The sequence below is a fragment of the Candidatus Electrothrix sp. genome, assembly GCF_052785085.1.
The window spans coordinates 1-20093 of sequence record NZ_JALAAI010000043.1; the positions used below are offsets into that span (position 1 = coordinate 1).

20 protein-coding genes and 1 pseudogene are annotated in these 20093 nt (G+C 47.6%); 4 read left to right on the forward strand and 17 right to left on the reverse strand.

Annotation, left to right across the window (positions count from 1 at the left end; genetic code table 11):
• Window positions 1–96: pseudogene (locus L2082_RS08735) on the forward strand (transposase); the annotation flags it as partial.
• Between the two features lie 383 nt (window positions 97–479).
• A complete protein-coding gene (locus L2082_RS08740; protein WP_446009303.1) occupies window positions 480–1085 on the forward strand; it encodes a fibronectin type III domain-containing protein in 606 nt (201 codons plus the stop codon).
• 81 nt (window positions 1086–1166) lie between these two features.
• Here L2082_RS08740 and L2082_RS08745 read toward each other — a convergent pair whose 3' ends face one another.
• The 7 genes from L2082_RS08745 to L2082_RS08775 all read right to left on the reverse strand — a co-directional run bounded on the left by L2082_RS08745 (window position 1167) and on the right by L2082_RS08775 (window position 8023).
• Entirely contained in the window at window positions 1167–2138 is a 972-nt protein-coding gene (locus tag L2082_RS08745) for an Rpn family recombination-promoting nuclease/putative transposase (protein ID WP_446009304.1), read from the reverse strand.
• A 126-nt stretch (window positions 2139–2264) separates the two neighbouring features.
• Entirely contained in the window at window positions 2265–3530 is a 1266-nt protein-coding gene (locus L2082_RS08750; protein WP_446011625.1) for a nucleotidyltransferase family protein, read from the reverse strand.
• Window positions 3523–3801 carry a PqqD family protein gene (locus tag L2082_RS08755; RefSeq protein ID WP_446009306.1) on the reverse strand — a complete coding sequence of 93 codons (279 nt, stop codon included), beginning with the start codon at window positions 3799–3801 and terminating at the stop codon, window positions 3523–3525. The genes L2082_RS08750 and L2082_RS08755 overlap by 8 nt, the downstream gene beginning before the upstream one ends.
• A gap of 30 nt (window positions 3802–3831) precedes the next feature.
• The gene (locus tag L2082_RS08760) at window positions 3832–4488 is read right to left on the reverse strand and encodes a response regulator (protein ID WP_446009307.1); all 657 of its coding nucleotides are present in this window, start codon (window positions 4486–4488) and stop codon (window positions 3832–3834) included.
• Window positions 4485–6044 (reverse strand): ATP-binding protein, encoded by a 1560-nt coding sequence (locus tag L2082_RS08765; protein ID WP_446009308.1) that lies wholly within the window; start codon window positions 6042–6044, stop codon window positions 4485–4487. Before L2082_RS08765 ends, L2082_RS08760 begins: the two co-directional genes overlap by 4 nt.
• A 397-nt stretch (window positions 6045–6441) precedes the next feature.
• Complete coding sequence (locus L2082_RS08770) at window positions 6442–6642, reverse strand: cold-shock protein (RefSeq protein WP_446009309.1); 201 nt, start codon at window positions 6640–6642, stop codon at window positions 6442–6444.
• Window positions 6643–6757: 115 nt separating this feature from the next.
• Window positions 6758–8023 (reverse strand): DEAD/DEAH box helicase, encoded by a 1266-nt coding sequence (locus L2082_RS08775; RefSeq protein WP_446009310.1) that lies wholly within the window; start codon window positions 8021–8023, stop codon window positions 6758–6760.
• A 659-nt stretch (window positions 8024–8682) separates the two neighbouring features.
• Here L2082_RS08775 and L2082_RS08780 point away from each other — a divergent pair.
• The gene (locus L2082_RS08780) at window positions 8683–9348 is read left to right on the forward strand and encodes a class I SAM-dependent methyltransferase (protein ID WP_446009317.1); all 666 of its coding nucleotides are present in this window, start codon (window positions 8683–8685) and stop codon (window positions 9346–9348) included.
• 105 nt (window positions 9349–9453) lie between these two features.
• On the opposite strand, the gene L2082_RS08785 is transcribed toward L2082_RS08780, so the two are convergent.
• From L2082_RS08785 to L2082_RS08820, 8 genes are all read right to left on the reverse strand, one after another.
• Window positions 9454–9735: a hypothetical protein gene (locus tag L2082_RS08785; protein ID WP_446009311.1), complete on the reverse strand. Its 282-nt coding sequence runs from the start codon at window positions 9733–9735 to the stop codon at window positions 9454–9456.
• A 170-nt stretch (window positions 9736–9905) separates the two neighbouring features.
• Window positions 9906–10313, reverse strand: a complete 408-nt coding sequence (locus tag L2082_RS08790; protein WP_446009312.1) for a bacteriohemerythrin — start codon at window positions 10311–10313, stop codon at window positions 9906–9908.
• Window positions 10314–10510: 197 nt separating this feature from the next.
• A complete protein-coding gene (gene mpl, locus L2082_RS08795; RefSeq protein ID WP_446009313.1) occupies window positions 10511–11971 on the reverse strand; it encodes a UDP-N-acetylmuramate:L-alanyl-gamma-D-glutamyl-meso-diaminopimelate ligase in 1461 nt (486 codons plus the stop codon).
• Window positions 11968–12150: a hypothetical protein gene (locus tag L2082_RS08800; RefSeq protein WP_446009314.1), complete on the reverse strand. Its 183-nt coding sequence runs from the start codon at window positions 12148–12150 to the stop codon at window positions 11968–11970. Before L2082_RS08800 ends, mpl begins: the two co-directional genes overlap by 4 nt.
• Window positions 12151–12356: 206 nt before the next feature.
• The gene (locus L2082_RS08805; protein ID WP_446011626.1) at window positions 12357–12728 is read right to left on the reverse strand and encodes a Uma2 family endonuclease; all 372 of its coding nucleotides are present in this window, start codon (window positions 12726–12728) and stop codon (window positions 12357–12359) included.
• A gap of 2 nt (window positions 12729–12730) precedes the next feature.
• Window positions 12731–13363, reverse strand: a complete 633-nt coding sequence (locus L2082_RS08810) for a hypothetical protein (protein ID WP_446011627.1) — start codon at window positions 13361–13363, stop codon at window positions 12731–12733.
• A 177-nt stretch (window positions 13364–13540) separates the two neighbouring features.
• Complete coding sequence (locus tag L2082_RS08815) at window positions 13541–14938, reverse strand: sensor domain-containing diguanylate cyclase (RefSeq protein WP_446010574.1); 1398 nt, start codon at window positions 14936–14938, stop codon at window positions 13541–13543.
• Between the two features lie 179 nt (window positions 14939–15117).
• Entirely contained in the window at window positions 15118–17229 is a 2112-nt protein-coding gene (locus tag L2082_RS08820; RefSeq protein WP_446010575.1) for a ribonuclease catalytic domain-containing protein, read from the reverse strand.
• Between the two features lie 276 nt (window positions 17230–17505).
• On the opposite strand from L2082_RS08820, the gene era reads away from it, so the two are divergent.
• A complete protein-coding gene (gene era, locus L2082_RS08825) occupies window positions 17506–18450 on the forward strand; it encodes a GTPase Era (RefSeq protein ID WP_446011628.1) in 945 nt (314 codons plus the stop codon).
• Window positions 18451–18502: 52 nt separating this feature from the next.
• On the opposite strand, the gene L2082_RS08830 is transcribed toward era, so the two are convergent.
• Together L2082_RS08830 and ppk2 are read right to left on the reverse strand one after the other, a co-directional pair.
• The gene (locus L2082_RS08830) at window positions 18503–19063 is read right to left on the reverse strand and encodes a CvpA family protein (RefSeq protein WP_446011629.1); all 561 of its coding nucleotides are present in this window, start codon (window positions 19061–19063) and stop codon (window positions 18503–18505) included.
• Window positions 19064–19157: 94 nt separating this feature from the next.
• Entirely contained in the window at window positions 19158–20081 is a 924-nt protein-coding gene (ppk2, locus tag L2082_RS08835; protein ID WP_446011630.1) for a polyphosphate kinase 2, read from the reverse strand.
• Window positions 20082–20093 lie beyond the last annotated feature (12 nt).

Sequence of the window (20093 nt, forward strand, 5' to 3'; positions counted from 1 at the left end):
TTTGTTGAAGGACTCAATAACAGCATAAGAAACATTATTCGGACTGCGTTTGGATATAGAAATTTTGAAAATTTCAGGCTCAGAGTATTTGCGGAACATGGCGTTCCCCACTAATCTGCGATGAGCCCGTTTTTTTTGATAGTAGCCTCAATAAATATAGCCCTGTTGGGGCATAGGGCATCCCCGGTCCCGAAGGGACCACATCCTACACCTCGGATGCGGTATTCCACACCAGGAATGCCCTGTTCGACACCTGGAATATAACGTTCCACGCCCCGGATACGCCATCCTACGTGTGGAATGAGGCATCCGAAGCGTAAGATACAGCATTCGACGCCTGGAATACGGTAATCGAAGCGTGGAATGCGACATACCACGGACAGAATAGCACGTTCAACGCCGGGAATACGGCAGTCCGGGCGGGCAATCCGTCAGAACCCTGGCGCAACAATCCACACAAGAACAAGGAGGAACACAAAATGGCACGTTTTCCTGAACGCGAGGCGGACATCAAGGCATTGGCCCAGAACATCATCAGCGGCCTGATCAACAACCCGGACTTCCCAGACCCGCCGGTTGCTCCGGCAGACCTTCAGGCCTTGCTGGATGCCTTTATAGGCGCGGGTGATGATCAGGTCGCGGCCCAGGCCGCAGCGCAGCAGGCCACCGAGGTTAAGCATGACAAGCAGGTGGATCTGACCTCGGCCATGCGTAGTGTGCTCCGTTATGCGGAAAATGCCGTGGACAACAACAATGCCAAGCTCACCGCTCTGGGCTGGAGCGGCCCGGCTCCCAAAACCCCGTTGCAGGTGCCGGGACAGCCGCGCCTGCTGGAGGCACCCCGTCAGGGTCCGGGCTGGCTCTTTCTGGACTGGAAGGCTCCGATAGACGGCGGCAGACCGGCCTCCTACCGGATTGAGCGGCGCAGACTGCCCGGCGGGGATTGGGAAATCGCAGGTATGGCCGTGGCCACTGAGACCACCCTCAACAATCAGGACCGGGGCAAGGAATGGGAATACCGGGTCATCGGAGCGAACAAGGTAGGCGAGGGCGAACCGAGCAACACGGTGATGGCAGTGCTGTGAAAAAAGCAACAACCCCTAGCAGCCCTTCCCTGGAAGGGCTTTCCGCCTCCCTTGTTCCCGAAATAATCATCCCTCATTTGCTCATCCCTTTTGTTCGGAGAAAACCTCCTCCAGCGTGGAGGCGGTCAGAATCCGTTCCGACCAGGTTTCCAGCATCCCTGAAGATGCCTGCCGTAGCCGCTCCTCGACCCAGCCGGGCAACTCGCCGAAACGTTTTCGCAACTGCCGGAGCAGCAGCCTGAATTCTCCCTCCTGACGTCCCTGATCAAAATATTTTTTCAAAAATGATTTCATGGTGTCACCTCCGGGAGCAGCCTGATCAAGGGCTGCACTGAGTGTTTCTTCATTCACCTTGCCTGTGCCTTCGGTGAGGTAGTACAGCAAAGTGAACATGATTTCACGACCATTTTCATCGGTCAGCAATGTTCGTGCCTGAACCAGCAGATCGGGCAAACGCTCGGTCAGGTCAGGACGGAAAATGTACTTGAGCATGAGCAGCAGGGTTCGGGCCGCAGTTTCACCGGCAATCTCCCGGTCATCGCTCCGGGCCACATCATGCAGAACGGGCGATAATTCTGGCAGATGTTGCAGAAGCGTCTCGTCTTGTACCCCGAAAAGCGAATGGAAATTCAAGGGATATGACCAAGCTCGCTTGCCGTGATAGAGAATCATCGGGTACACCAGCGGCAGCTTAGAACTATTGCGGTTCTCCGTGCAATACAGCTCCCATATCCGCACCATGTAGCGCAGGAGCTGGAACAATGTCATCCGCTCGGGATAGCTTTTGTGCTCAATCAGCAGGTAGAGCAGAAGTTTCTCCGGCCCGTTGCCCGTATTGCCTTCAGGAAGGTAATCCACCGTAAAAAGCAGATCCGAAGCGGACGGATGCAACTCTGGATCAACAAAGCTGTCCTGCACTCGTTCCAAGGTGGTGAAATCAAGACGGGCGAGCAGTTCCTCCGGCAGATTGTACCGGAAATACCCGCGCGCCACCTCTGGGCGGCCCAGAGTCTGCCTGATTACACTATCATGAGGATTGTCTAACGTACTCATACTGGAAAATATAACCGTTGCAGAGGGATTGTGCAAGTTGTCTCGTGCCCAAGCTCTGTTTGGGCACAGGCCACGTTCCGCCCTGAATCATTCTTTCCCCTCGGAGAAAACCTCCTCCAGAGTGGATCAAGTCCGCTTGGAAAATTTGCCTGCCAGTGTCCGCACCAGAACCCCACTGTTTTTTACCATAATCACCACATCCCGCAGTTTCATGGGGGTGGAGATGTCTTCCTTCGGTAAGGTCTCTTTGAGAAAGATCGACCAATACAACTTTATCCACCAAAACACATGGAGAGGATGTTGAACAAGCAGAGTCCATAATCTACCAATCCGCCCTTTAGGAGCGTAGTAGGTTCTCAGCCACCAGTCTGGCGGCAGAAAGGTATCCTGGAGGATTGGGCGTATCCCTCGACCTTTTTGTTCTGCCAATTTTTGGCGGGGCCAACCAGTAAAGGATTTTCCCACTCCTGACGGTCTGCTTTTTCTGCCCAAACCCAAGTGCTCTTGTACTTCCTCATTCCACGGACTGAGATAATGCAGCTGCGGCAGGGCTTGAAGCAGATGCGGATAGACCGCTTTGATCTGTTTCCAATCAATGCGATGCAGTTTTTCCTCAACAAAACTGATAATATCAGCAGCTGAGATCAGTTTAAAGGGATCATAGGGAAGTGGAGCATGGAAGCCGTGTTGATAAAGATGCCAGAGCATGTCCTCGTTGCCAAGGGTGAAGGCTGTTACCCCGTTTATGTCAAAGGCTTTGGCTCGTTCGTAGAGTGCAGAGAATTGGATCCTCTTGGGACAGGGGGGGCAGGCAGGAAAAAGACTACGATGTAGCTCCAGACAGATCTGCATGCCATCCACCTCCTGATACAAGGCCGCAAGATGGAGATGATCCACTGGCGTGAATACGGCAGGATCATGAAAGCCCTGTCGCTGGAGCAAAGCATGAGCCGGTAAGGCCTGATTCCAGGGAACAAGGATATCAATATCCCGCATGGGCCGGAGAGCAGGGTCTGGATAAAGGCTGTGGCTCAGGCCAGCTCCTTTCAGGATTAAAGTTGGTATACCAGCCTCTCCAAGAATGTTGAGGACCTGAAGTAAGACCTTGGTCAGCAGGCCATTACTTTGTCGATGTCTGAGGGCGAGCAATCTGAGGCTGCGGAGGATATGATCGGGAGGATTGATTTCAGCCAAAAGGAGGTGCCGAAGGAGTAACGGTGCCATGCCGTGGGCCTCTGCCTGTTGGATGAGTCTGTCCCAGTCCTGCAAACTACCGTGTAAATCAGCGCAGGCCTGAACCAGGAGTGTCTGTTGTAGGGGATGGGGATCTGTTCTGGCGCAAAGCTGAAGGGTCGTATTGTCCTGTTGAGTCCTCTGCTTACTTTTACTCATCGGCATTTATCAGAGCTCCGTGCTTTAGCAAGTCCTGGAGAGCGGCCTGGACATCAGTACGGATATCTTTTTTTTGCTCAGGGAAGGCCTCTTCCAGCAGACCAATGATTTCTTCCATAACCAAGCCCTTGCCGCACATTTCCCAGACAAGACCAGCGGTCTTGTTGAGATAGACTCCTTTGCCCGTGGCAATGGCATAGAGCAGAATTTCATCTTCAAAGACTTCTGTGGCAAAGGCAGGGTTCGGGGTGAATTTTGTAGTATTCATCATAGAGTCAGTTTTTCTGAGAGATTTTGTAACTTAACTGATATCTTCCAACAGGCCAAGCTTTGCTGCATACCGTACCAGATCAACCGTGCTGTGCAGATCCAGCTTGCTGAGAATATTGGCCCGATGATTGGTAACGGTTTTAGAGCTGATGCAGAGTTTATCTGCAATATCAGCAGTCGCAGTACCTTGGGCCAGCAGGCGGAAGATCTCTTGTTCCCGGCCAGTCAGGTTGCCATAGCTTGAATCGGAGAGTTCTGAGGACTCAGCAGCTTCCAGCAGGCGGCCCACGATCTCCTGGGAAAGGGCAGCGTCCAGGTAATATTCCCCCTGAACAGCTGCTTCAAGGGCGTTGTGGAGACAGGCTGATACAGATTCCTTGATCAGGTAGCCGTTTGCCCCGGCCCGCAAGGCTCCCATGATATAGTCAATCTTGGAATGCATGCTGACTATGATAATGCGGATTCCAGGTACCGCAGTTTTGAGGATTCTGGTCAGCTGAATACCGCTCTTGTCAGGCAGGGATAAGTCAACCACTGCGATGTCTGGTTTGATGCTTCGAACAGCCTCCTCGCCTTGGCGGGCATCAGCCCCTTCACCGGCAACGGTAAAATCGGCGTGCTTTTCAATGAGCTGTCTGAGACCAGCTCGAAAGGTATCGTGGTCATCAATAAGAACTATTTTTTTCATGGCTCGTTGTTGGATGATGGTTCAGTTACTGTTGTTTCGGCCTCCTGTGCTGCCGGGCCAGGGAATTCAATAATAATCTTTGTGCCTTGTCCAGGTGCTGAACGGATTTTAAAGTTCCCCTCCATCATCCTAACCCGTTCTTCCATACCCAGCAAGCCTAAACGTTTATTTTCCAGGGCTTTACGGATCCCCTGTTCAGGATCAAAGCCGCAGCCATTGTCCTCTATCCGTAGGATAATATGAGGATGTGAGGCAATCATGCGGATGGTGATTGCTGTTGCCCGGGCATGTTTGTCAATATTATTCATGGCCTCCTGAATCAGGCGATAAATATTAATGGCAACATCAAAGGAAAAATTCAGGCCATCCACGCCAGCTTTGGTAAATTGGACAGCAAGGCCAGTCTTGTTTTCAAAATCCCGGCAATGGTCAGCAATGGCACTGGGCAGACCTATCTGTTCCAAGCCGGGCGGGCGCAGGTTATAGGAAAGCTCCCGCACGGTCTTGATGCAATGATTAAGTAGCCGTGCCCAATCAGCGGCTTCGTCCTGGCTGGGGAGTTTTCCTTCTGTTGCGTCCTGGAGCAGGCTTTGGCCGCTGATTTTAAGGGATGAAAGATTTTGCGCCACATTATCGTGTAAATAGAGTGATATTTGCTGACGCTCCGTCTCCTGAACTGTGAGGAGTTTTTGCGATAAATTGCGAATCTGTTCTTCTGCCTTGCGGAGTTCTGCATTGGCATGAAGCAGCTCTTCTGTCCTTTCCTGGACCTTGAGATCAAACTTATTATGATAGCCAGCCAGTTGATCAGCCATCTTTCCAAACTCTTTGGCAAGAAACTCAAATTCATCCCCAGAGGTGATATGTACCTGATGGCTCAGGTTGCCCATACCGATCTGCCGGGTTCCTTCCTGGAGCTTTTTCATGGGATCCAGCACTGAGCGCATCATCAGAAAGACAATGACCAGAGTGATGAGGATAACAGCACAACCGGTCAGGGCCACAACGATCAGAGTCTGTCGGTATTGTTGGGCAATAAAGGCTTCAGTGCGATCAATCTGACGCATGTGCAAATGAAGATGTTTATCAATGGCATTTTCCAGATGCTGGAGTTCTTCCTTGATGGCTTCAGAGATTTTTGCCAGATCTTCTTTATTGGTTGGCCAGCCTTGTTCAGATTGCTTCAAAAGATACTGGGACAGGGTGGTGGCAAAGATAACATGGTGGAGTACCTTATGGGTTGCCTGTTCTTCCTGGGTTAATGATTTATGTTTATGTTTAGCATGGGTTTCTATTATCTGTTTGAGCTGATTGGCTTTTTTTCTGACCAGGTCGCGGTCAAATTGCTGTTCCCGGATGCCTGTTGCCAGGGAAAGCAGGAGCTTTTTTAGTTCCAGCATGGCCGAGGCATTGGTTGTTGCATCCTGCTGCAACTGGCTGAAGTGACGATGAACTGTTGAAAAAGTCCAGACGCACCACCCGCCCTGGAGCAGGACTCCAAGGAGCAGAGGGAGAAAATAGAGGAGGAATCTGTTACGTAGGCCAATTTTTAACATAATGTATCAGGTTGTTGCATCAAATGAAAGGGAATGGAGGAGGGGGGAACGGTCCTAACCTATAAAACGTTACAAGGTAAGAATTATAGCGGATCTTCTTTGATTCGGCAAAGTATCTAAAAAAATACCTTCACCTTTTGTTGATTGATGCCTGATGAATGGAAGAAATGAGACGAACCTGGGAAAGGTTGGAAGGCTGTTTGATCGGTTTAATACTGCTAAGACAATATTTTGATAATACTGTGATAATCACTTGTCTTGTAATGCCTACGTAGCGCTCGTTACGAAAACAAGTGATGTCTCTCATAGAAACCTGGGGCTTTTTAAAAAAATATTTTGTTCAAAGTGAGCAGGCTTCTATGGGTTGTTCAGATCGCAGTAATTCCTTATTCAGGGATTACTGGGCACTAACATTCTCTGCTGCTGGTCCTTTAGGGCCTGAAACAACGTCAAAGTTTACCCGTTGACCTTCCTGCAGGCTTTTAAAACCCTGGGCCTGAATAGCTGAATGATGAACAAAAACGTCCTCACCACCATCTTGCTCAATAAAACCAAAACCCTTAGAGTCATTAAACCACTTTACTGTTCCTTCTACCATTTTCATACTCCTTAAACTGATTTCTCTATGAAACCTTTCTGTTGATATGGGTTGCATGCGTTGCAACCCTTTATGCAGGCTGTATGTTTACAGCTTGCGAATTCTTTTCTATTTTCTATCCAGCAGATAAACCAAAGTCAAAGGAGCTGGACCGCTGCTGCCTTGGTTTACTGTTTTGTTTTTTACGAGAGGAGGAAGAAGCGTTTTTTCTTTTCTCGTTCATCTTGGCTGAAGTTGGCGCTGGTGCGGCTTTGTGAGGCTTCATGCTGATACCTTGTGCTTTTTTGAGGGGAATTTTTTGCCCCAGGCTACGTTCCACTGACCGGATCATTTTGACATCATCTTGGGTTGCAAAGGTAAAGGCATCGCCGGTTTGCTGGGCCCGCCCGGTTCGGCCAACCCTATGGGTATATGTCTCTACAGTATCTGGAATGTCGTAATTGACGACATGGGTAATACCGGTTACATCTATTCCCCGTGCAGCGATATCTGTGGCTACCATGATGTTGAAGGTATTGGTCCTAAACCCGTCCATAGCCTTTTTGCGCTGATTTTGGGAAAGATTGCCCTGAAGCGACGTTGCCTTGAACCCGCATTGCTGGAGTTGCCGAGCCAGGTTCTTTGCCTTGTGCTTGGTCCGGGTAAAAACCAGGGTTGTGGTCATTTCTTCATGTTTGAGAATGTGTTTCAGCAAGGTTGTTTTTTGTCCTTGAGCAACCTGGAACAAGGCATGCTTGATAGTTGCTGTGGGTTTCTCATGGTCAACCTTTACCGTGACCGGGTCAGAGAGGATTTCCTCAACAAAACAAAGTATCTCTGTTGGCATGGTTGCAGAAAATACCATGCTCTGTCGTTGGTGGGGAACCTTTTTGACGATACGGCGAATGTCAGGGAGAAACCCCTTGTCGCACATCTGATCTGCTTCGTCCAGGATCAGAACCTCGACCGACAAAAGATCCACCGTTTTTGAGTTGAGATGATCAAGCAGTCTGCCAGGACAGGCCACCACAATGTCCACGCCTTGCCTGAGTTTTTGTATCTGACCTGCCTTGCTCACTCCTCCGTAAAGGGTGCAGCTTTGCAGGCGAGTCCCCTGGGCCAGTTGCTGGATGTTTCCGTGGACCTGCTCTGCCAGCTCACGGGTTGGCGTCAGGATCAATGCCTGTATCTTTTTTCCTGCTTTACTGCCCGTAAGTCGTTGCAGGGTCGGCAGGACAAAAGCAGCTGTTTTGCCAGTGCCGGTTTGGGCAAGCCCCAACAGATCACGCCCTTGTAAAAGATGTGGCATGGCCTGCTGTTGGATGTTTGTCGGGGTGGTGTAACCGCATTTTTTGATAGCCATTTCTATGGCTGGTTGAAAACGGAATTCTGTAAAATTCATGTAACCTCATTATATAAGCTCAATGAGCTTTTAAGTCCCTGCCGTTATTCTGTTGCCTGACAAGCAACCGGGGCAGAAAGAAAGTGCTGAAATACCTGTGTAAGTGAGAGGCCAAGAAGAGGTATGTCATTGCATGCTGCATCAATGCATTGTTGTAGCAACAACAGGCTCAAGTCAGTCCAACAGGTCAAATTTTATTTTTTAGTGAAATAATTATAAGAAAGACAGCCGCTAAATAGTTCTATGCTTTTTTCTCAAAGTTGCATTGTAAGCAAGCGTCTGTAAAACGATGTACATACAATGCTTGCGATGATATCTGGTAATAAGCAGAACTTTTAAAGGCGTCAAGTGTATACTGGACTCACCGTGAAGACGATGGTAAAAGAAAAAGCTAAGAATTGCCAAATGATTATTTTTAAAATTATACCCGTATATGGATTAATTGCAATATAAAAAGTGAGTATATCGTGAAGAAAGAAAAATTAATTTTAATTTCTCTTTAAAATAGGTCTGTTAGCCTGGAGTGCTGCGCTGTTTTATTTCGATGGTGAAAGGGAACATCTTGCACTGTTTGTAGATTGGAGTAGTCTGGGAGTTCTTTAGTTTTGTCATTTATCCTCAGATATCTGGCTAAGCTTTTTCTTCTGACCAGGATACATGTGAATCTTCCCTTGCGCATTCGTTATCAAACCATTGAGATTGGTAATGTCGATATTCACCTCTGTACGCTTCGTGATAGACAACAATTTAGCGACCCTGACAGGGTGGCCCATGATCTGGGCATTTCCTCAGCTACCTGGCCGATTTTTGGTGTAGTTTGGCCATCAAGTATAGTGCTTGCTCATTATATGTTGGACTACAAGATTGATGGCAAGAGAATCCTGGAAATAGGCTGCGGCATGGCCTTGTCCAGCTTGTTGCTCAATGAGCGGTTGGCAAATATTACCGCCACTGATTATCATCCTGAAGTTGAGCATTTTCTTAAACGAAACACACTTCTGAATAACGGTAAAAGCATTTCATTTGAACGTGTTGACTGGGCTGATGATAAGAGCGAACTTGGCCTTTTTGATGTCATTATTGGCAGTGATCTCTTATATGAGGACGAACATGTGTCGTTATTAGCTGATTTTATCCAAAAACACGCAAACCTTCAATGTAATGTGATCATTGTTGACCCAGGCAGGGGGCGGAAAAGTAAGCTGAGTACCAGAATGGTTGAATACGGTTTCGTTAGTAGGCATGTCAAGCCGAAAGTGACCGATTATTTAGAGAAAGAGTTTAAGGGGTATGTTCTTGAGTTTTCTCGGAAGGATGGGGGATAGAACCAAAGTTCATCTCATAATCTGGATAGAATTTTTTCATACACTTGGGGTCCACTTTACATGCCGTGACTAAAATCGGCTTCTGGATGTTTGATAAGATAGTGCTCAATGGACTGCCACTGGCGTTAATCGTCTGTTTTTATCTCCTAAACTCTGATTCATATATAGTAGTTCAAGGTTGTTCTTGTTCTCTATGATTTTCTTGAATTTTAGCATAAGTTGTTCGATAATTGGGGAGAATTCATTTCGCTTACTATCAAAAACACAAATTGTACCAAATGGGGTTTTATCCGGCAGAATGACTGGGAATCCAAGATAAGCTATCATATTCAGCTTTATATCCGGGTTATTTTTCCATTTTTTGTCTGCCAAAGCATCAGGAACCAAAAGTTTGTTATTTGATTTGATGCTTGCTCGAGTGTTTTTTACTACCGAATATCATAGTGATGTGTTTATAATCGAACGGAACCAGTGCCCAGGGAGGAGAATTGGAAAAGAAAATCGGAGTGCAGTAGGTATATTATCTGCACCCGATCTGTGGCAAGAAGAGTGACATACTATTTAATGCCATTTTTATTAAGAAAATCGCTGTACTTCTGATCAGTCCCCTTGATATGATTTTGCAGCCACTTACTAAGAAACTGTAAAATATTAACAGAAACTGTTGCCCGACCTGTATCAAAATCATCTTTAAATTCAGTTACTTTTTGTACAAAGGCTGCATGTTCTTTTTTATGTGCATCTGTATCAGGATACTTGACCTGCTGAAAATAATCTTCCTCGGTCTGAAAATGAGATGCTGTATATGAGATCAAGCGATCCAGAATATCTCCAAGTACATCTTTTCCCTTGCCTTCCTTCATAGCATCAGTAAGATCATTGATCATTTCAAAAAGCTTTTTATGCTCCTGATCAATTTTGACAATATTAACACTGAAGCTATCATTCCATTGGATAAGACTCATGTTTTTTATCTCCTTTTTCAGGTTACAGCCTTCTTAAGCACCACAATGATGCACATATTCTATCTTTTTTCCCGCAAAGAAGATAGTACTTTATTCCTTCTGAGAATGGACAACTATCTGAGCATAAAAGGGCGAACACATAGCTTCGCCCCTACGGCTCTCAAAATAATGAGTGGAATATTTTCTTGTTGAATCCCTTAAGAATGAGCGGTCGTTTGCAGTAAATCCAACAGCTGTTCATGAATATTATCAAACCCTCCATTAGAGAGGATGGCAATCACGTCGCCAGGTTGGGCCTGCTGAATAAGATCGGCAAGGATCGCAGTAGTGTCAGGAAAATATGCAGCTGCAATACCTTGCTTTTGCAGAGCAGCTACCAATTTTGGGGAGGAAAATTGCTCCTCAGCAGGAACATTGGTCAGCGGTACAATCTCCCGTACAAGTATGTGGTCTGCACCGGTAAAAGCCTGCTCATACTGGTGCTGAAACACAGCCCGGCGGCTGGAGTTGGTGCGAGGCTCAAAAACAATGATCAGCCGTCGGTCCGGCCACGCCAGACGCAGGGCTTGCACTGTTTCTCGTACCGCTGTGGGGTGATGAGCAAAATCATCAATCACTGTAATACCGTTTACCTTGCCCCGGATCTGCTGTCGCCGCTTGATGCCCTCAAAAGAAGCCAGCCCTTTCTTGATAGCTTCCTGATCAATCCCGCAATGATCCATCAAGGCAATCACTGCCAGAGCATTGAGCCCGTTGTGACGACCAGGCATGGGCAGGGTGAATTCACCGAAAAGGACATCATCCTTATAAGCAGCAAAGGAGGAACAAAGGCCGTGGACGGTTAGATCACGGAGTTGCCACTGACAGTCTTGCCCGGTTCCATAGCTGATCACTGGCCCTGTGCATTGAGTGGCGATCTCAGCAACCACTGGATCATCGGTGCAGGCCACCAAGGCTCCATCTTCAGGAATCAGGCGAACAAAACGGGTAAAAGAATCCTTGATCTCTGCCAGATCAGCAAAAATATCCGCATGATCAAATTCAATAGAGGTCAGAATAGCAAAATGGGGGCGATAATGGAGAAATTTAGAGACCTTATTAAAAAAGGCCGTATCGTATTCATCCCCTTCCACAACAAAATACTCGCCTTTTCCTAAACGATAATTGCGGCCAAATGCCTCAACAATACCACCAATAAGAAAACCCGGTGAATAGCCTGCCCGATGCAGGGCTGTGGCTAACAAGGATGATGTGGTTGTCTTGCCGTGAGTACCAGCCACCACCAGGGACTTTTTGGAATCTTCTCCGCCAAGAAAAAAATGGCCCAAGGCCTGGGGCATGGATAAATACGGGATGCCCAGTTCAGCAAGCCTCTGGGCCTCTGGAAAAACAGCCTGAATCACATTGCCAACAATAACCAGATCCGGGCGGGATTCTAAGTTCTCTGGCACATAGCCTTGCATAACCTCAATCGCGGCCTGGGCAAGAAAATCCGACATAGGTGGATAGACATTTTGGTCCGAGCCTGTGACCCTATAGCCACTTTCTTTCAACATCCCGGCAATGGCTGCCATGCCCGTGCCACAAACCCCCATGATATGGATATGCTGAATATTGTCCGGTGCAACATTGAGCTGGGGATCAAGCCGGGCCTTCATGACAATTCCTTGGCCGACTGCTTCACTGCTTTAAAAACAGTCTGATAATGCTCTTCAAAATTACCTGGAGTTACTCGCCCAATCTCAATAAACTTGACTACGATTTCCTTGGTTACCTTTAAGATAGCCTCATCGGTAACAGGACGATTATAGGGCTGCTTTTTCTGTTGTTCACTCATTGTATGAAAAACGGCTTGTTTTCGCTGTGATAATCTGTGGTAATGATCGTAAAGGATTTAAAAAAGCCCCTGTCACCACGAAGAAGGCCAATTCCTGGAAGGTGACAGGGGGACTCACACAGGAAAAACCTGGTCAGGCACTCCCCGGGAGGACGTTTAATCTTCAAAAATAACGCTTAAATCAACTGTAATTTCAGTTGAGTCTTCTAAAAAATTCCTTCATGGTACAGGATGAGGTTATCCGAGGTCAAAACTGCAACAGTATGGGCCAGAGGTTGCACAATCCATACCGATTTAATTCCGGCAGGAAGATAGACCTGCTCCGCCTTTTCATACAGCTCCAGATCCCGTTGCGTCGGCGAAAGAATCTCAATTGCCAGCAAGGGCAGTTCTGTCATTCTGACGAAATCTCCATGCAGATAATCCACTTTTCGCCATTTGTACACAGAAATATCTGGAATATAATCTATTTCATCTATAACAAGGGTTAGTTTGGAAAAGGCCCGGAACTTACGTCCCTGATGAATTTCCGTAATGAGCATAGCCGCCATTGCGGCATGGCTGTAGCTGGGAGTCATGATCAATTCTTCACCAACGCATCATAATCAACCGCCTCGGCAAATTTCAGTAACGTCTCTTGCTCCACACCATGCCCTTTCACTGTGACCATGAAGCGGTTGGCAGTTACAATATTCATCTCGCCCTTGCGCTCATTTTTATCATACTTAATCATAGCCTGCTGGCCTTTAATGGTCTTAATCCTCCCGCCAGCAGCACCGGCAAACATGGGATTATTGAGCATGGTCAGAATGGATTGTAACACTGGCGAATCAGAGACTATTTCAATAGAAAGGGAGGCGCCTTTATCCGTGTAGTATTCACGACTGACCGTCACCCCGCCTCCAAAAACCGCTGTTCCTAATGCCTGGGCAGTAGCAGCCTTGGCCTGCCAGTCCTTCAGAGGTTCAGGCAGTAAGGCCTTCATGCGATCACTTTTTTTCTGGCGTATCAACTGAGTGGCGTAATCAAGATTAGAAATTGCCCCGGCAAACTGGCCAAGCTTATACTGTTTAACCGCTTCCTGGATGGTTGTTAGTACATCATCAGTTTTTTTTTGATCTTCTTGAGCAATAGCAGCTTGTGAAAGGCAACAGGAGAAAAGAAAGGAAAGGAGTATAAAAAAATAAGGGCTGACTGTTTGTTTTTTCTTCATTATATTCTCTGGTTTCTAAGGGCTGGGAGCCGTACATATACCTTATTATGTGATACCAAACCCATCAGGTTTCTGTCAAGCCGTAACAGCGGCCCAGTTCTCTTGTAGTAAAAAAAATATTTTCCTGGCATAGGGCTAACATAATAATTTATCAAAAATAATACCTCAAAACAGTTCTTAGTTCCGGCACGAGCAAAGCGGTGATTCATGGGCAATGACAACTTGATTCCTCCCCTTGTTTTTCGCCTTATACAGGGCGCAATCAGCAGCTTTGACCACCTCTGCAACGTTTTTTCCGTGCTTAGGAAAAATGGCAACTCCCAAGGAAGCTGTCACAGTATGTTCTTCACCGTCCATTTCTACAGCCAGTTCTTCAATCCCGGTGCGCAGTTGCTCTGCCCGGCGATGGGTATTATGCAAGGATGCTCCGGGCAGGATAAGAATAATTTCTTCTCCACCGTAACGACAGGCAATATCTTCGTCGCGAATATGCCCCAGAATAAACTTCCCGATTTCACTGAGCACTTTGTCGCCCAGGTCATGACCGTAGGTATCATTAAAAACATTAAAATGATCAATATCAATCATAATCACCCCAAGAGAAAAATCATGACGCCGGGCTCGACTAAGCTCACGCTGGAATGAGTCTTCCATATGGCGACGATTATACAGGCCAGTCAGAGGATCTCTGATAGCCTGTACTTTTAAAATTTCCCGCAACCTTAAGTCTATCAGACTCATGGCGTAGCGATCTGCCAGGTTCACAAACAGGCGTTGCTTTGCCTCAAAAAGCTGTCCTTTTTCTCTCTCTGGCTGTTTCTGTTCCCAACGTACCAGCAAATGCATCATGCCAAGCACCTGCCCCTGCGCTGTCATAGGGACACAAAGGGAACTCTCATCCGGTGACAGGGTGGAATGCGGGCAAACCGGGGTAATCTTCGGCTCCTGAACAGCATGGGGTCTTCCCCTTCGGACAGCCCAGCATTGCTGTTGATCAAATTCAAGTGTTTTGTACTTGCTCTTCCCCCAGTATCCAACGACTCTAAGTGTTTTCATGGAATCATCCACCAGGCTGACATATCCTGCATCTGCCGGGAAAAGGCGGCGACAGTTGCTGGTCAGGACATGAAAGGTTTCTTCTTCAGACTCGCAGGCCTGGAGAAACTCGCCCAGCTGCTGCAGGGTCGTAATTTCAAAATTACGTTGGGTCAGCTCATCAACAGTTCTGATGAGTCGCTTATTTATCGCAGTGAGTTCTTCTGTCTGCTGCTGAAGCTGATTTTTCAGATCAACATGCTCAGCTATTTCACGCTCCAGGCGAGCATTCTTTTCTTGCAGCTGCTCCTGCTGTTCCTGTATTGTCAGATCAGCATTAAGCAGTTTTCGTTGGGTGGTATCATTGAATGCGGCAAGCTTGACAAGTTGCTGCAGGATTCTTGTATACTCCTCAGCCAGGGCGCAACCGTTTTCCCGCAGGATTTCCTGCGTCAGTGAGGGATCAGAGAAGGATTCTCGTAGATTCTCCAGAAGACTATATTTGTTTTGATACGCTTCTTCGGATTTATCCGGTTTCATTGTTTTTTCAGGGGGTACCTGTTCCAAGCAGAGGTGAAAGGATGGTGGTTTCTCTTCTCTGTTGTCTCCTCCTGTTCCAATAATCTTGCCCATGAGTTTAACGATTATTTTAACGTATTCATTTCATTTTTTCACCTGCACATGGTTACATGGCAACTCCACAGTTTTCTATCAAATTTTTACCACTCCACCCGCAGGGTGTTATCCAGGGCATCGACTTTGACAATACGTACCTTGACTGTATCACCAGGCTCCACCCGAAAAGAAGAATTAACAGGGAGATCAATATCAAAAAGACAGTCCAGCAACAGCAGGTTCACCCGTTTTGGTCCATGACTGACCACCAGGGCAGAGACTCTTTTGCCAACCAATTCTTCTAAATAGCGGAGAATCCAATAGCGGTGCCGATGCTGACGCACCTTATTGGCCCGGCCCAGTTTTTGCTGAATCGTGCCGGCAAAATTCTTGCACATATCCGCAGAGAACAACATACCTTTTCCGTGAATCATATGAGAAATTTGAAGCTGCATGGCTGTGTCAAGAAAACGACGGATAGGTGAAGTAATGGTGGTGTAACAGTTCAGGCCCAGGCCGGAATGGGGTTTAGGATGCACGGTGAGTTCGCCCCGTGATAAGAAACGACGCTGGCAGGCAATATCCTGCAACGAATTCTGAACCCCGGAAATCAGGCGTTTCCTGGGTGGGGGTTGAGAACGGAACAGGCCCGGTGCTTCCTGGGCAGCAAGATAATCAGCAGCCACCCCATTGGCCAGGATCATACATTCTGACACCAGGTTTCGGGACGGGCTGTCAGAAGGACTGAGGTTAATAGCAACTTTTCCATTATTATTAACATAGATATTCACATCAGGAAAAGAAAGGAGCAAGGCCCCACGCTCCACCCGCTTCAGGCGTAATTGCTGCCGCACCTTATTGAGCAGGCTCAAATCCCGGTCTGTTTCCATCATCTTATCAGTCTCAGTATAACTGAGCTGACGCTTCACCTGGATAACACTGGGAACAATCCTGCTGTTCCTGATCTCACCATCCGGCGAAATCTTAACCAGAAAACTGATCGCTGGCCGGACGCAATCCTTAATCAGACTGAACATCCCTTGAGAAAGTTCTCTCGGCATCATGGGAATCTGCCCTTCAGGAAAGTAGAGCGAGGTGGCTCGTTCCATGCCTTCCAGGAACAAGGGATCTTTGGGGGTGAGAAAATAACTGACATCTGAAATATGAACTCCAACCAGGATATCACCGTTATCCAGCTCTTCCACATGCAGGGCATCATCGTAATCACGGGTGGAAGCCCCATCAATGGTTAAGGTATTCAGGTCCCTGAAATCCTTGCGTTTGGGATCAGCCAGTAATTCTTCTGCTGTGGGCTCTTTGATACTCTCTGCGTGGGCCATTAACTCGGCGTTGAACTCCACTGGCTGCTCAGCACGGAGCAGAGCCAGGTTTTCATTTTTTTCCCAGACACCGGCCCGAACCAGCAAGTGATAGGCCCGGTTGGGTTGATGCAGGTCGGCCTTTTTCAGGAGCTGGCGCACCATATCTGCCTGCTCTGCCTCACTGCCAAACAGGACAAAATCAGCAATCCAGGTAAGGATACGCTCCCTGTCCGGCCATTGCTCCGTACTCACCGGGGTTCCCTGCATAATACTTTGCAAATGGGCTGCCCCAAGGGTCAGGATTTCTTCCTTTTCCTTTTCCTTTTGCCGTTGATGGCGCAGCTGCTCCACCTGTTCCGGGGTGTGAACATTGACCATCTCATTTTTATATTTAAAGAAAAAACGGTCGGTAAACACGGCCCGGAGAAAGGCTGCCGACTGATCATCTGTCAGATTATCACCAAAAGAAAGCTCGGCAAGAAAATCTGCTGGAAACGCAGAATCTTCCTCGTCGCTGGCCAGCTCCCAGATTTCTTCCAGCGGAATGGAGTCAGTTAACGCGGCCCGGACCTCTGCCATTTCCTTGAGCAAGGCAATATGGTCTTCACGGCTGGTATTGATCTGATGTTTTGTTTTGGAAGCCGTGACCACACGGGAGGTGGGCAGGTTCATTTCCCGCCCGTTTTGATTGAGCAGCCGCAGTCGATTATTGCTGTCCTGTAACACAAGACCGCAGATAAAACGCCCGCTGTCAAGGTATTCGATAATTGTTCCGGGAGGTGTCATTGTCATAGGTTGTTCTATCAAAACCTGCTGATAACTCCCTGAGCCACCAACACGTTCATATCTTGTAATTCCAGCCTGGCAGGCCGAAAAAGGGGTTAATATATCCAACTGGCAGACAAGCTGCCGGAAGCGTTTGCAGGAAAGTCAGGTACCAAGAATAGCAATATGACTCTGGTCTGTCAAAGAATGCCTGTATATTTTATATTCACATTCATTGACTATACAGATAACACGATAAAAAAACAAAGGTTTTGCTCAACCAATTCAATGAAAAACGAAAAAACAGCAGGAAAAAACTTGCATGGTAAAAAACTTAGAGTAGATTGAGCGCAAAAGAGCGGGCAAGATACCCTGCCTGTTAATTATTGCCAAGGAATGTCAACGATGAACACTTCCCCTATGGAACAATCCTCTCCCAAAGAACACCGCTCCGGTGTTGTTGCGGTCATTGGCCCGCCTAATGCGGGCAAATCCACCCTGCTCAACCGTTATCTGGAGCAAAAAATCGCCATTGTTACGCCCTTGCCCCAAACCACACGCAATCGTATTCTGGGCATTGTGACAGGGAATGATTATCAGATGATCATGCTGGATACCCCAGGTCTGCACAAGGCCAGGGAAATGATGAATCAGGAGATGGTACGCATTGCCATGGACACCTTGGGAGAGGCTGATCTTGTTCTTTTTCTGAGTGATGCCCAGGCCCTGCACAGCCTAGCAGGAAATCCCAAACGCCTTGCAAAACGCTATGCGGAATTTGCCAACTATTTTCAGCAAATACAATGCCCGGCCATCATTGCCCTGAACAAGGTGGATCAGCTGGCAAAAGAGGCATTGCTGCCCATGATGGAAAAATTCACGAGCATGCATCCTTTTCGTGCTGTGGTGCCTATTTCAGCCCTGGAAGGCGATGGAACAGAAACGCTTTTGCAGACCCTGGTGGAACAGCTGCCTGTGGGACCGCAGTATTATCCAGATGACATCCCCACTGACGCTACGGAACGCTTTATTGTGGCCGAGCTGATCCGGGAACAGGTTTTTTTGCGCACTCACCAGGAAATCCCCTATTCCACAGCAGTACTGATTGATTCCTTTAAAGAAGATCATCAGGGTGGGCCGGTTGTGATCCATGCCACCATCCTTGTGGAGAGGGGATCCCAGAAGGGGATTATTATCGGGAAACGAGGTAAGATGCTGGGCGAGATCCGCAAAGCAGCAACTCAAGAGATTGAAAAACTGCTTTACTGCAAGGTGCAGCTCAAGCTGTGGATCAAGGTCAAGAAGAAATGGACCAGTAATGAGCAGATCCTCCGGGAGCTGGGCATGTAGGATTTTGTAGGGGCAGGCCCCTGTGCCTGCCCGAAAGGCAAGGGGTTGATTGTTAAATCAAAACAATAATAACAAAAGTAAAGACCACAGCCACGACAAAATAGATGACCGGGGCTTCCAGCCAGAGCGGCGGCAACCAGTTAAGGAGTTTTATTGCGGCGTCTCCTGCCGGGGTACCTTCCACTGGCGGCGTTAACACCCATTCTGGAAGCGGATATTTTGCCAAGTTAAGAAAAAACCAGATGGTTCCCACAAGGAGATACCCATTACCCGCACCCAGTACCCCACCGAGCATGGCCCCTTGCAACCAGTTCCGGGCCGAACCTCTGTCTCCGCCGGACAAGCGCTTGTTAAGCCCTTGCGCACTGGGTGTATGATAGCCGAACAAGGCAAACATAATCATGACCAGTGAGGCTGCATAAAATTGACTTGAGCCGCTCATAGCGTTCCACAATTTTTTTACCGGTCCAATATAAGCCAGTGACACCTGCATAATAAAAAGGGCCAAAACAAGGCTGAAGGTAACAAGTATCTCTTTTGCCCAGCCCCGCATGGCGCCAATAATCCCAAACAGGGCAACAAGGGTCCAAAAGAAAAAAATTATTGTAACCATTGGGTCTTCCTCAGCGAGATCTGTTCTTTTGTTTGCAAACTGTAAAAAAATGTAATAAATAACCCCGCCCCAAGGGACGGGGTATCCTGTTCTGCTATCCCCTGAGCTGCTCAGGCTCAAAAAGATTTTTCTCCATATGCTTGATCTCCTCAATGCCTGAGATAACAATTTCCGGGTCAGGGATGAGTTTTTCCGGGTCAATCTTATCTTCGTAATCAATATTGGAAAGAATATGTTTCATACAGTTGATTCTGGCCCTTTTCTTGTTGTCTGAACGAATAATCGTCCACGGGGTCAGGGTGCGGTTGGACTCGTTCAGCATCTGGAATTTTTTCACACTGTATGTATCCCAAAGGTCCTGCGCCAAGTTATCCACAGGTGATAACTTGTACTGCTTGAGCAGGTCATGCTTTCTTGACTCAAAACGTCGGGCCTGTTCTTCTTTGGAAACAGAAAAATAAAACTTAAACAGGAGTATTCCGTCTTTGATGAGCATCTCCTCAAACAAGGGCACATCTTTGAGAAAACGTTTATGCTGTTCATCTGTACAAAAGCCCATGACCGGCTCCACCATGGCCCGGTTGTACCAGGATCGGTCAAACAGCACCAGCTCGCCTGCTGCCGGAAGATGGGGGGCATAGCGCTGAAAATACCACTGGGTTGTTTCTTTATCACTGGGTTTAGACAGGGCCACTACGCGTGTACTACGCGGGTTGAGAAACGCAGTGATCCGCTTGATGGTTCCCCCCTTACCAGCGGCATCCCGTCCTTCGAAGAGAGCCAACACTCGCATCCCTGTGGCTTTCATATGCTTCTGGAGCTTCATGATCTCAATCTGCATGCTTTTCAGCTCAATTTCATAATCCAGGGTGGCCTTTTTTATCCATACAGCACAACGGTTTTTTTTCTCTTTCTTGTCCATATTTTTCATGGCTGTGCCTTCAAGCAGTTTCACCTTGATTGGTTTTTCTGCTGTAGTTTTTGTAGATTCTGTTTTTTTTTTCTTTTCGTCCGCCATGATTCCCTCTTG